Raw genomic sequence first — 13,780 nt, 5'->3', positions numbered from 1 at the left:
GAATTTGTATGAACCTTATTGTAGATTATAGTACGCTTGCCTTTTGTTGATGTCAATATATGTAACATAAAAATTTAAAATTTTATTCAATAAGTCTTTAATGTTACTTTTAATAACGTTTAGTTTACATAAAAATGCCCCCACAGATATGATAGTGGACTTCTATCCAATACCGTATCAACGGGGGCACACATGGTAACGTGAATTGCCATTAGATTTTAATGACATCCCAGTTTACTTGATAATAAGCTATTACAATATCTCAATATACCCTTCTGTCCCATGCACACGGATGCGCTGCCCATCTTTAATCAATTTGGTCGCATCTTCTACGCCAACAACGGCCGGCAAGCCATATTCTCGCGCGATAACTGCGCCATGTGTCATCAGTCCCCCAACTTCGGTGACTAGTCCTTTTATAGATACGAACAAGGGTGTCCAGCCAGGATCAGTAAAGGCAGTGACCAGGATATCCCCCTCTTCTATATTTGCCTCTTCCATGTTTAAAATGACACGCGCTCTGCCCTCGATAACTCCGGAAGAAACGGGTAGTCCTACAATGGCATTGGCAGGAAGATTTTCACGTTTATACTCACCTGCAATGATTTCCCCATCAGACGTCATGACACGCGGAGGAGTTAGTTTTTCAAAAAATTTGTAATCATCCTTACGTTTGCTGATGATCTGATAATCCAGCTCATTCGTGCGTACGACCTCGTGAAGTTCTTGAAAAGTGAGATAATAAATATCTTCTTTTTCTCTTATAAGATTAGCTTTCACGAGCTGTTCGGCCTCTCTCAGTAAAGCCAACTTATATACGAAGTAGCGACTAATCATCCCATATTTGGGATATTCACGATAACCGATGAAGTTTCGAATTAGGCTGATCAACCGCTTCGTTTCTTCAACTTTTTCTTCCCCGTCCGGTAAATGTTGTAATCGATCTATAAGCTCTTTCTCTTTTTCCAAAGCTTCCTGTCGCCCTTGCTCGAATTTCCGATAAGCAGCATTCGGTTCAAAATTTTTGATATTACCGAGTATCATAGGGACTAGTGTCATTGGTTTTTCACTCCAACGAGTTCTCGTCACATCGATTTCTCCGGCGCATCGCATTCCGTATTTTTGAAGATAAGCATCGATGGCGTCACGGACTTCCGGTCCACCAGCAAATTTAACAAGCTCATCCAAAAAATTATCATCTTTTACCCGCTGTAAATATACAATGACTTCCGGATAAGGACGAATGACATCCGCGACATCCATGAGCGCTAGACCCATTTCCGAAGTAATATTGTTTGCTACAGACTGAGAAAGCGTATCTGCAACATTCTTTTCGCCCAACCACTCGTTCATTTTTTCATTGATCCTTGATGAAGCATTCATAGCTGCCATAAAAACAGCCGAGCTTTGTGGGTCAAATAAAACCCTTTTTAATTCCTGAAAATCTTCCAGAATAAAATCAAGTAAGGCCACTCCTGATTTCGATTGTATGCTTTCTTGTAACGTTCTTATCGACGTTTGATTCTTTGTAATCAATTCTGAAACGATTGATGGTTCGAAATCGACTTGTGACGGTGATGGTATAACTTTGTTGCTGTTAGCAGGAGTCTGATTTTTTTCTTCATCTGGAGCCAATTTGATGAAATCGCCACGGTTAATAATCGTCGTTAACGCGTCTTTAATGAGCGGATCGGAGGGTCCGAGCACATTAATCAAGTGATCTCTTCGGGCAGGTGAAGCCAGATGATTGGTTACATCAACAAACAACCTCCCACCAGCTTTGCGCATGGGTGCTGGCGTCGTTAGCAAGTAAAAAGACAATCCCAATGGTTTAATGGGATCGGTCATCATTTGTTGATGCCCAACGGATAAATAAACGTGATTTTCTTCATCATCCGCTTCAGGAATCGGGAATAAGGTTGTGATTGGTCGACTCTGGACAATATAAAATGTACCATCAGCCAAACACCACTCAATATCTTGTGGAGATCCAAAATAGGCTTCAATTTGTCTTCCGATGCGCGCCAATTGCAAAATTTGTGGTTCAGTCAGGGTTTGTGCCTTTTGCTGATCAAGTTCGATTGGCTGAGTCTCTGTCCCGCCTTCTTTTCGACCATAGATAGCCAATTTTTTGATTGAGATCCGCTTATCGACGATTTCGTCATCTTGTACTTTATAACAATCGGCAGATACCAAGCCTGAGACCAACGCTTCGCCAAGCCCGAAACTGGCATCGATGGATAGCTGCTTTCGGTTAGAAGTTATTGGATCAGCCGTAAATAAAATTCCAGAAGCCTGCGGAAAGACCATCCGTTGAATAACAACAGATAAATAAACTTGGCTGTGATCAAAACCATTTTGCATACGGTAAATGACCGCACGGTCCGTAAATAAAGAAGCCCAACATTTGCTGATATGCTGTAGGATTGCTTCTTTACCGCTAATATTTAAGTAGGTGTCTTGTTGACCGGCAAAAGAGGCATGTGGTAAATCTTCAGCAGTTGCACTGGAACGCACCGCATAGGCATGTTCTTCGCCAAACTTGGCAAGATAGTGAGCAACTTCTTTCACTACGTCATTTGGTATCTCGGCTTCTATAATAAGTTGTCGGAGCTTTCTGCTGATCTCACTAATTTGATCTCGATCTCCAACTTTCAGTGTGTTTAGGCGTTCAAGAAAAGCATGATAAGACTCGTTTTTCTCGATCGCCTGTTGATATCCCACAGTTGTCACACAAAATCCTTCTGGTACTTGTATCCCTTGAATTTTTGATAGTTCCCCTAAATTTAAACCTTTTCCGCCAACAAGGGTAAGCTGTGTTTTCTCCATTTCCTGAAAACCGAGAACTAAAGAACTCATTCTACATCTCTCCTAACCATTAAATTGAGAAAACATTTGACAAGGGATTGACGACATGGTACACTTAGAGTGTAAGATGAATGAAGTTTGACCTAAAACCAACAACAAAACATTCGTGTTCCGATTATAACACCGTGTGCACTTATATGCAATACGGAAGAACCTGATATTTTTATCAGGTTCTTTTTTGATTTTCCGCATCTGCGCGGATGCCTTCCACCTACTTCGTCGGGATAAAGACAACACGCTGCCCGGCATAAACAGCATCATTCCATACTTCTTCAACTTTGGAAAGCGGCAAAGATATCGAGTTCACTTCAAGCTTGCCTGCAGCAATCACATCGATTAAAGATGGCAGCTCGGCCACATATCCTGAGGTCGAGACTGAACCTTGACCGCTGCCTAGCAAACAAAAGTTGGCTGATCGAAGTGCGACGGAAGGCACTGCAGCCGTAGGACCTGCAATGGACCCAATCTGAATCCATGACAATGCCCGGCTTCGCTCCGATCTATTTTTAAGCAAGGGTAACATCGCAAGTTCTGCTGGTTTGCCCCACAAATAGTCGATGACGACGTCGACTTCAGAGGCAATCTCCCCCAGTCGATCAGCTGCTTCCTCCGGATCACCCGCAAGGGAAACTGTCACGTCTGCCCCCAGATCCTTTAGGCCATTAAGGCGATTCTCATCTCGCCCAGCACCAATCACCTGGCTCGCGCCGAGAAGCTTTGCAATCTGCACAGCCATCTGTCCAGAATTCCCCGTTGCGCCAAGAATCAGAACCTTTTGTCCCTGCTGAAAATCAATTCGACGGCGGATTGCTACCCAGGACGACATGGCTGGATTCATTGCCGCAGCAATCCGGATAGGATCAACATCATCCGGCAAAGCTACACTTCGACGAGTGTCAATGACGGCCTTTTCTGCAAACGTCCCTATCGATGAGTCAGGTGCAACAAAATAGATGAATTGACCATTAGCCATACGACCAACGCCATCGATGCCAGGAACTAACGGCAGTTGATCGGAACTTGTATAATGAGAACCATTGGCTTGTGATCGCACGCGGGGGTGCAAACCTGCAGCAATCACATCTATAAGAACCTCATTTTTTTCAGAAGGTATGGGAGTATCGACAATTTCATATTTCGGAGCAGTATCCAACGAACGCACAACAGCAGCATGCATAAAATGACCTCCTTTCACGTTTCACATAAATTTAGTTTGTTACACAAACAATATAGCTCGCATGGCATACAAAATCAATATCTTTTATGATAAAATACAAGATGAATTCACAGCCGCATAAGCTGTCTGTCCTTTTAATCTTATATATTTTTTGGAGTGAAATAATAATGGATAATGACCCAACAACCCATACGATGGATCAATCGTTCCTTGATGGACTGGTGCAACTCTCTTTCGCCGTTCACTCTATTCTTGGCCAGGTCGGAGCAGAGCACGATCTTTCAATCATTCAAATTCGCTTGCTTGGCATTCTGCGGGATCGAGAACCTAGCATGATGCAGCTAGCCCAGTACCTTAACCTTGATAAATCCAGCATTACCGGTTTAATCGATCGCGCTGAACGCCGCGGGCTCGTCCAACGTACCATTTCTCCCGTCGACCGACGCGGATTTAATGTGAGTGTGACTCCTGCCGGTAGGCAACTTATTCAAGTAGCTAGTCAGGAGATTAAGCATCAAATCCATGCCATCACCGCAAATCTAACCCAAGCTGAACGTTTGCAACTGACCGCCCTTGCCGGTAAAATTTTAAATCATAATTTGCAATAAAAAATAGCCGCGATACGCGGCTATTTTTTAGATTACTTTCTTATTTGAAAGAGAAGTCCCTTTGTATTCAAAAAATCGAAATTCTAAAACCATGGGCAGCTAAGCTGGTCCGACGAATCGAACCTATCCATGATCTTTTACCGTATCATCCTTAGGAGAAACGGCATTCCAGCAGGAACAGATGGCTTCGTTGATACTTTCATTCGTTAACTCAAATATCCCGTACGATTGACCTTTTAACATATAGACGAATGACCCGTAATGCATTTGAACCATCATTTGCGCATCCATCGGCACGAACAACTTATGTTTAATGGCTTCTTCATATAATTTATTCATCGGTTCGCACCAGCCACCTGTATAGACCTCTCGCTTCACCTCATCATAGATGTAAGGTGAGAAAGAATACTGCTCGATGAATTGAAACCCTTGCGGATATTTTTCACCCAATTCAATGACCCGCTTCCAGCCCAGCTCAAACTTTTCACGGATCGTTTTGCCCTGTTGTAAGCCTTCGCGCACATAATGTCCATTAAAAGTAACAATTGCTTTATAGAGTTCGTTGACTATATCTTCCTTGCTCTTAAAGTAATGATAAATGTTTCCTGTCGATACACCGGATTCTTTGGCAATTAGCGCCATGGATGTAGCTTGTAGTTCCTTCTGAATGATGATGTTAAGCGTTGTTTCCAGAACGGCTTGCTGTACCTTGTTGTATTCACCAAACATGCTGTTCCTCCTTTCCCACTTATGAATTGAACGATCAATCTATTTTAAAATACACTTCATAGTCCTATTAGTCAACTCAACGTCTATCCCCGGATATTATCTATATTTCTTAGGGATCACCTGTTATTCATGCGCGAGCGAGCGGCCTCTTAGGAAACTAACGAACAATAAAAGGATCGGCAATCCCACGATGAAAATTGGGAAAATGTAAATAATCCATACCAACTTTGCGAAATCCAATAGACCTACGATATTCGCAGGAATTAAGGAAATTGCGAAAATGACAATCGCAGCAAATCCGATGAGAATCCGCCAGTTCTTAACACCAAGCAATTGCGCAGTTCCATAACTGTTAATAAACAAATATATGGCTAACTTGACGAAAACGCTGAAAATCCAGATAAACATAATCCAGACATCCATATTTTGAATGAATTCTAAATAATTAATAAATCGAACCATGCTAAAATACGGATAAATTAAAGTTGAGCCGATATTCGTTCCAAATGTCATAATAACAAAAATTGCCGTTAATACAGCAACCAAGGATGGAATACAGATCGCAAGCAGCGCGGGCTTCAGCATCTTTTGCGAGTTCACGATAAAAGGCGTTAACATCATGATCATCATAGACTCACCTAGAAATGATGCGTTCACGAATGAACCCTTCAATATTGCCATAACCCCTGAGTCTGCAAATACAGGAAAAATTAAATCAGGGTGCAGATTCGTTACATTTAATCCGAAAGTAATGAGAATGCCTAACAGCAGCAAGGGTCCAGCCATTTCACTGAAGCGAGCAATAGCTTCAATGTTTCCCGCGTAATTGATGTAGACCATAGCGGAGATCATCATGATTGTGATGACCCAAATCGGTGTATCGTGAAACAGAAATTGCTTAATAAATAAGGAGAATATTCGCAAAATGTCTGCAGATACTGAAAACCAAACCATAATATACAATGCAGCGATTAACTTTCCCACCCATTTTCCACAAAGCTTCTGTGCAAACTCGACTAGTGTATAAGCCGAATGCCGCTGGCTAACGAGAACTAAAATCATTGTCACGATAATACCAATTACGCCTGCCAATAGTAGTGATATCCAGGCATCTTGTCTAGCTGTCTCAATCGTAGGAGATACCGTGAGCCAAATACTCATTGAAATTTCTAATGTTGTGAACATCCAAAACAATTGCCAACGCGTAATTTTCACGTTCTATCTCCTATTCCCGGGATACGCTTGCCAATATCTCCCGTATTCTGAATTTTCAATTTAACATTCACGGATACTTCAACAGTCGGAAATAGTTGATCCCATTTATCCCGAAGTTCCTTCCATTGGTAAGGATGGTCTCTATGAATTTCTTCACCGATCCCAAACACATCCTGGCCAAGTTGAAGCTGTATTTTCTTGATTGTTGCTTCTACTTTCTTGGCTTTCATTTCATTAAGCTTGCGTTCCAACGGGATACGTTCTGACGAAACGGAAATATCAATATCCGTGTTGTTCTCAAGGACTCTTCCTTTTCCCTCCAGTTTCACATAGGCTTTAATTGTATGGCCATTTACTTCAGTTCGGATGGATTTTTTTAAGTTGGATTCGTATAAAGATATGCTGCCTTCCTCGGTTTCTTCTGTGAGAAATTGATCCTTTAACACACCTTTCACCCAGAACAATTCCAGTGACTCTCTTCCGCTCACTTCTCCGACCATAGCCAATTTTTTATTAAAAATGGCTACGGATTTCACTTCGATGATCTCATTTTTCTCTTGTTCATTATTCGGCGTAATTTCAACCATGGGCATGCATGGCCGGATGCCATCTCGCCCTATATCAAGTAAGACGTCTCGTAAAGCCGTGTCCCCTAACCGGCAAAACCGATCTTGATTAACAGCCACAATTGCTGAGAACTGACTAAAAGGACTGTTGATTTTCAAAACGTCTTTACCTTCTCCATTATTGACAACGAAAATATCCGTACGCATCCGAGTATCTGTGTTTCGTGTAAATTGATCCATAATATCAACTAAACCTTTTTTCGCTAGCTTTTCACCAATAAAAATAGACCTGCGGTGTCCAAGAAAAACCTTCCTGGGAAGCTTGTCTTGAATTTGTTGTGTCAGATCAACAATGGTGGTTCCGGAAGCTGTAAGTACAATGTTAGCCCTTTTTTCGGTTCCTCCTCCTCCTTTACTGCTTTTGAAATCAGCAGGAACGGCAACCTGAGCGCTTTTTGTAAGTTTACCGTTCTCCGATAGATCTAGGGCTGTCCCTATCCAGAAAGCGTAATCATTAATTTCATTCCTATCCCAACAACCGGAAATGAACAGAGTTACTGTCAAAGACAGAATTAAACACAATTTCTTCATTGTTTTCGCGACGCTGATACGTATTTTCTGTTCATTCGTATAAGCGTGTCCTTCCAGAATTTTTTTCCAATTGGCGTTACCGGACTTAAATAAGGAACACCGAATGACTTCAGTGTCACAAGATGAATCATAACGAACATGATCCCGATGGCAACACCATACAAACCTAAGAATCCGCCCAATACAAGAAGTGGAAATCTTAGTATGCGATACGGTAATGCCAAACTATAGCTCGGAAAAGCAAACGATGCGATTCCTGTTCCGGCAACGATCATGACAATCGGAGCTGAAATAAATCCTGCTTGCACAGCAGCCTCGCCAATAACCAGCGCGCCTACGATACTTACAGCTGAACCAATGGCTTTCGGCAGACGGAGACCTGCTTCCCGCAATCCCTCGAACATCAGTTCCATCAATAGAGTTTCGATCACGGTTGGAAACGGTATGCCTTCTCTAGATACTGATATACTAAGCATTAACGCTAGTGGAATCATTTGCGGATGAAATGTGGTAAGCGCAACATACACGGAAGGTAGTAAGCAAGACACGAGGGTTAGCAAGAAACGTATAATTCTGACTGCCGAAACGTATAAGAAGCGTTCATAATGATCTTCTGCTGCTTGAAAGCCAGACCAAAATGTCATGGGCAGCAATAAAGCGTTGGGAGAGCCATCGACGATAATGGCTACTCTGCCTGCAAGCAGACTCGCGGCTACGGTGTCTGGACGCTCTGTGTTTTGGATTTGCGGAAAAAAGGATAAGGACTTATCTTCGATAAATTCTTCGATATAGCCAGAATCCAGCAGTTGATTCGTTCGAAAAGAATGAAGTCTGCTTCTGACTTCCTGAAGCAGCTCCGGCTTCACTTGATCTTCGATATAGGCTACGACAAAATCGGTATGGGTCAAATCTCCTGCTTGATGCATTTCGAACTTTAAGGTGGAATGGCTTATTTTTCTTCGAATCATGCTTAAATTTGTTCTCAGATCTTCGGTAAATCCCTCACGTGGTCCACGAATCGAAGCCTCATTAGACGGTTCATTAATTGCGCGTTGTTTGAAGTCAGTCAGGTCTGCTATATAAGCAAAAGGCTTGCCGTCCAAAAAAATAGCCGTACAGCCTTTCAAAACTTCTGCTACGATTTTTGATAATTCAAAAACGGGCGTATACTGTGTGAGCCTTGTAAAATCATGACTCATCATACACGCCGAAATAATCTGCTCCAATCGATCTGAGTCTGTCATTTCTTCAATATAAACGAGGAGAATATTTGAGTGATCCATAAGTTTTAACGGTCTAAATACGATATCGGAACAATTATGAAAAATATGCTGTAACGCATCATAATTCATCTGTACATTTTCGTGAACATCCGCTGGAATGCTCTGCTCCATGCCACTTCCCCCCTTCCTCAAGTCTCGGTTTATATCATGCGTGATTTCAAGCTGTTTTATTCCATAAAATAGAAAAGAAGCCCTGCTCTGAATGACCCTAGCAGTGCTTCTTTCGTCCCGAACAATACCAAAATAATCTGATTGCTATTAACTATCCGTAATCATCAAGTTTAATGCTAAATTCTGCAAGCCGGCCAGGTAGTCCTCTCTCCAGTTGCTCCTCAAGAGTTGAGGCAAATGTTCTTGCGGGATGTAGGCCGAGCTTCTATCTACAATCTTATTCAAAAGCACTTCGTCTACTTCATCATCACAGAAAACAACTGTCCGAGGGTTGATAATGGCAGTGAATGTGGCAATTAATCGTGCGATCGCATCAATCTGATTATCTTCAGCTAATAACATTCGATGGTTGCTGCCCCCATTTTGCAAGGCTTGCAGAAACGTCCTATTATCATACTGGGGTACGAATGAAATCTCACCTGAGAAGAAGGTGCTGCCTCGCACAACATCGCCATTAATCATAATGCCGGACCCTGGCCCGTTCTGGCCGAAATACAGATAGATCAGCGACTCATTCTCTATCTCGTAGTTCGACGCATATCCAAGTACCGATGCATTCATATCATTTTCAACCACGACGGGTATCTGAAATTTGGATTCGAATTCCCCTTTCAGATCATAGTTAAAGTACTGCTGATACGGGGGTATAAAAATGATTTTGCCATTTTCGACAGCGCCAGGCACTCCGATTGCAATGGAACGAAGCCTTGGATATTTTTCGATCAACGTTTCAATAAGGTCTCCAAGCATTTGTGCATCTTGTTGTATGACGCTTGGTTTGGTCCCCTGCTCTTTGACCTGCCCAAGACAGTTGAATATCGAATAATTGGTTTCATTTTTCTCGATGAAAATGGCCAGTCCCAACATGAACTCAGGATCATAGGTATACCTCTTTGCCCTCCTGCCCCCGCTGGAATCATCATCACCTGTATAACGGATTTCGCCGTCCTTCTCCATCTGAGCTATAAATTTGCTGATCGTCGGAAAGCTGATCCCCAATCTCTGACTGAGCTCCGCTTTTGTTGCACTACCTAACAAGATGAGCCCTGCACGGATACGGTAAATTAACGGTTCGTTTAGCTCTTTCGGCGTCTTAAAGACATTTGTCATATCGATCAGAACCTTTCCTATTAAAAACAATACCACTTATTAAATGAATTTAATAAGTTTAGGTTCATCTTATCAGATGTTGCAAAAAAGGGCAAGACGCCCCTTAACCTTTAAACCAGCCTTTTCCAAGCATGTTTAACCAATGAAATAGCTCCGTTAGCGGCAATCCTTCCACTATGTGAAAGCGTTCTGGCTTTTTGTCATTTCCCCCCAATGCTACTAAGAATTGTGCCTCTTGAATATAACGATGACGATAAAAATCACGTCCTTTAATGGCCACTTTATCCTTGTACACCTCAACATACAGACCTTCACTTTCTTCTGGGCCTAATGCCACTTCACCGCCGTGGCCGTTGTCTGTCCACGGTTGTTGCACAGACGATGAATTGACCATGGTGAAATTATCTTTGACAAGTGTATCTGGGGACTTCAATTCCCAATGCGTATGGCCGGAGAAGAAGATCACCTGCGGGTAACCTGATAATATTTTTTTCAATTCCTCATGTTGAACGATTGCTCTGTTATTCGTACAGCAGAAATGCGTGCCCGCCACACTATTGGGTAAAGGTTGATGCAAAAAAACAAAGACCGGCTTACCTGCATCTACATCATCCTTCAACTTCATACTCAACCAGTCCAGTTGCTTTTGAGATAAATAGGCATCTTCCAGATTTGCCTCGTCGGATTGCCGATATTGCTCTGATCCAAGAAAAATAAAATGATACCCTTGAATGAACTGGTCATAATAGACTTGCTTTTCACCCGTAAGCTGTAAGAATCGGGATATGGAGGCCTGTTCCGTCTCCTTGTTTGGGAATGAATCCGCCCGCCATACTCGGTTTGGATCGAACCATGCTCGATAGAACTCATGATTTCCGATTGTCCACGCAATCTTTTTCGGATGAGGATTTGACTTCAGCAATTCATTTAATTCCTCATAGTCAGATGACATTCCGTTTGTTAAATCTCCATTAATAACTAGCAAATCGGAACTTGGATTCAGATCGTTTAAGTCACTCAGTGCGGCAGCGAACTTGTGTTGGGACTGCTTATCCCATGACTGCACGTGAATATCACTGATAACGGGGAAGGATAATCTAGGCTTCTCTTCTTCCTTACCGTTGAGGGGAACAGTGAATAAAGCAAGCGATAACCCAACTTTCAATAACTCTATTTTCACTCCTGCCACACTCCATTTCCTTCCATGATGAATTCCGATATGAACTACCATAACGTTGGAATGTCAGCAGGGGATTTGGTGGAGCTTAAGGTTATATGAACAACTTGAGGTCTCTTCACAACACTTTCACACAACTCGACAAGATCCGACCTGAGTTACAGGCAAAACTGACTCAGTATAAAAATAAAAAAAGCTTGATTTCTCAAGCTTTTCCTCGAAAATGTTATTTTTCATACTTTCGTGGCTTGCAGCGAGAATGTGAGGGGAATATGGTTATCGGCGTTTTTCCATCGCCACCATCCATCCTCACCTTTTTCCATGAATGGGAATCGTTGGTTGTTTCCGTGTGGAAACTCATGGAGATAATCCAATCGAAGGCCGGCAGCAATCAAGGCATTCAGTATATTGCTGAAACTGTAGCTCCAGACATATTCAACCCCCTGCTGATTAGCTGCTGGATCAGAATGTGGGATAATTCCCTCAATTCGAACGGGCTCTTCCGTGTGAAAGTAAGGATAGCGTGTGAGCAATTCGGTCACATGGGCAGCATCATCAAAGACATTGAGAAACGGATGCTCCTCTTGCAAGTAAAATATCCCCCCAGGTTTGAGGAAATGCGCGATAATCTTCGCCCACCGATCAAGATCTGAGAGCCAAAACAAAACACCGCCCGACGTAAAAACGATATCGAACTTATCCTCGAGCACCTTAGGAAGTTCGTAAATGTCCGAACAGAGAAACCGCGCATTTAACCCTGTTTCCTGGGTCAAACGTTCGGCGAGTGCAATCGCATCCTCGGAGAAATCTACCCCAGTAACTTGTGCGCCGAGACGAGCCCAGGAGAGCGTATCCAAACCGAAGTGACACTGGAAGTGCAACAACGACTTACCGGAAACATCGCCTAGTTCCTCTCGTTCGATTGGGGTCAAGGTAATTTTGCCTGCCTTAAACCCGGAGATATCGTATCTTTTGGCATTGACGGCTGTACGGGCGTTCCAGTGTTCGCGGTTCCGTTCCGTATAATCAGTCATAGCAGTCACGCTCCTCTGACGTTCTGTCTTGTGATAACAGCAGCCAGCTTGTGATAAAACATAGATATACGGATAGCTCGTTCCAATATGCCTGTTCTTACTTCCTAATGCTCGTTCATTTAGGAGGAAGCATTTGCACCGTCGTGCGCCCAAGGCTGAGTTGTTGTCGTTAACTCTTCCCCCGACTCGATGGCCGCTTGCATCATAATAGACAAATAATGATCCTGCATAGCCTCTTCCAACCCATAGCATTCCGGCCCACCTTGCAGATAGTCCGCCATCTTGCTTAAACTCGTAGCGATAGCAATCTCATCGTCAGATAAGCGGCTAGGAACAAATGGATTTTCATATACCCATTCATCATTTGCTGTAATGCCTCGGTGATAGTACCCTTCAAGGTTACCATTATGGCCAGTATCGATTCTTCGCAGATCACCGTATATCGGTGTTTTGAAATCCCGCAAATAGCGGTACGTTTCGTCTGTTAGTTCTCCGCGGTTTCCACGAACGAGGAAGCGATTTTTGCGAACCCAAGAAAAATACTGATCTCCTGTAAAATCAAACAGTGCCAGCTTATTTCCGAAGGAAAGTGTAACGATATCCTGGACAGAATCAGCCATGACTTCACTTTCGGGAGGTCCATTACGCCCAGGACCTTTCACCAGATTCGACGTAAATCTCTGTCCCCGGATGACGGCATTCTCGAAGTCAATGCCTAGCAACTTTCGTATCAAACTAATGCCATGGTAACCATGAGCTGCCGAGACTTGCACTTGAGAAACGTCGCCTAGTTTGCCGGCCCTCACTAAAGAAATACGCGCAGCATGCATCGGTTGATACAAGTATTGTTCGGCTACCTGTACGTGTCCTTTCAGCTTTTTCAGGGATTCGTACAAGTCGATCATGGTCGCGATGTCCTTAGCCGGAGGTGTCTCTGTCAAAACGGGAATTCCCCGCTCAGCTAATTCCAATGTGCAGGAAGGCGCTGCCTCCCATGGGACGCATACGACCGCGAACTGAATTGGCCCGCTTGAAGCGAAAGACTCCATATCACGATAGGTTTTCACACCCCACTCATCTTCAATCTCCTTGCCGCGTTCCTCGTCACGGACTAGCATCGCACGGACGGCGAAATGCTGGGGCAGCGCTTTGGCAATCCGCAAATAAAAATCGGCTCTCCACCCTCTGCCGACAATACCGAATTCTATCAATGACATGACCGTTCTCCTCGCTTTCGTTAAATGCCACTAT

General features: G+C 43.2%; 11 protein-coding genes. 1 reads left to right on the top strand and 10 read right to left on the bottom strand.

All coding sequences use genetic code 11. From position 1 onward, the window contains the following. Positions 1 to 252 precede the first annotated feature (252 nt). Together ppsA and ACUN27_RS16760 are read right to left on the bottom strand one after the other, a co-directional pair. Positions 253 to 2,859 (bottom strand): phosphoenolpyruvate synthase, encoded by a 2,607-nt coding sequence (gene ppsA / locus ACUN27_RS16765; RefSeq protein ID WP_445559243.1) that lies wholly within the window; start codon positions 2,857 to 2,859, stop codon positions 253 to 255. A 220-nt stretch (positions 2,860 to 3,079) separates the two neighbouring features. Continuing rightward, positions 3,080 to 4,045 (bottom strand): quinone oxidoreductase family protein, encoded by a 966-nt coding sequence (locus tag ACUN27_RS16760; protein ID WP_445559242.1) that lies wholly within the window; start codon positions 4,043 to 4,045, stop codon positions 3,080 to 3,082. A gap of 167 nt (positions 4,046 to 4,212) precedes the next feature. Between ACUN27_RS16760 and ACUN27_RS16755 the strand changes: the two genes are divergently transcribed. Next, the gene (locus ACUN27_RS16755) at positions 4,213 to 4,653 is read left to right on the top strand and encodes a MarR family winged helix-turn-helix transcriptional regulator (protein WP_379171981.1); all 441 of its coding nucleotides are present in this window, start codon (positions 4,213 to 4,215) and stop codon (positions 4,651 to 4,653) included. A gap of 123 nt (positions 4,654 to 4,776) precedes the next feature. Here ACUN27_RS16755 and ACUN27_RS16750 read toward each other — a convergent pair whose 3' ends face one another. From ACUN27_RS16750 to ACUN27_RS16715, 8 genes are all read right to left on the bottom strand, one after another. Continuing rightward, positions 4,777 to 5,382, bottom strand: a complete 606-nt coding sequence (locus ACUN27_RS16750; RefSeq protein WP_315950760.1) for a TetR/AcrR family transcriptional regulator — start codon at positions 5,380 to 5,382, stop codon at positions 4,777 to 4,779. A gap of 123 nt (positions 5,383 to 5,505) precedes the next feature. Next, positions 5,506 to 6,597 carry a GerAB/ArcD/ProY family transporter gene (locus ACUN27_RS16745; protein WP_315950761.1) on the bottom strand — a complete coding sequence of 364 codons (1,092 nt, stop codon included), beginning with the start codon at positions 6,595 to 6,597 and terminating at the stop codon, positions 5,506 to 5,508. Beyond that, a complete protein-coding gene (locus ACUN27_RS16740) occupies positions 6,594 to 7,754 on the bottom strand; it encodes a Ger(x)C family spore germination protein (protein ID WP_315950762.1) in 1,161 nt (386 codons plus the stop codon). The genes ACUN27_RS16745 and ACUN27_RS16740 overlap by 4 nt, the downstream gene beginning before the upstream one ends. Next, positions 7,751 to 9,148, bottom strand: coding sequence for a spore germination protein (locus tag ACUN27_RS16735; RefSeq protein WP_315950763.1), 1,398 nt, complete (start codon positions 9,146 to 9,148; stop codon positions 7,751 to 7,753). Before ACUN27_RS16735 ends, ACUN27_RS16740 begins: the two co-directional genes overlap by 4 nt. A 147-nt stretch (positions 9,149 to 9,295) precedes the next feature. Then, positions 9,296 to 10,318 carry an ROK family transcriptional regulator gene (locus ACUN27_RS16730; RefSeq protein ID WP_315950764.1) on the bottom strand — a complete coding sequence of 341 codons (1,023 nt, stop codon included), beginning with the start codon at positions 10,316 to 10,318 and terminating at the stop codon, positions 9,296 to 9,298. A 103-nt stretch (positions 10,319 to 10,421) separates the two neighbouring features. Continuing rightward, a complete protein-coding gene (locus tag ACUN27_RS16725; protein ID WP_315950765.1) occupies positions 10,422 to 11,498 on the bottom strand; it encodes a metallophosphoesterase family protein in 1,077 nt (358 codons plus the stop codon). Positions 11,499 to 11,728: 230 nt separating this feature from the next. Continuing rightward, positions 11,729 to 12,529, bottom strand: coding sequence for a class I SAM-dependent methyltransferase (locus tag ACUN27_RS16720; protein ID WP_315950766.1), 801 nt, complete (start codon positions 12,527 to 12,529; stop codon positions 11,729 to 11,731). A 119-nt stretch (positions 12,530 to 12,648) separates the two neighbouring features. Then, complete coding sequence (locus tag ACUN27_RS16715) at positions 12,649 to 13,746, bottom strand: Gfo/Idh/MocA family protein (RefSeq protein WP_445559241.1); 1,098 nt, start codon at positions 13,744 to 13,746, stop codon at positions 12,649 to 12,651. Positions 13,747 to 13,780: the final 34 nt, after the last annotated feature.

Source organism: Paenibacillus sp. WC2504, from assembly GCF_052682475.1.
This window is presented reverse-complemented; position numbering and strand designations above follow the sequence as displayed.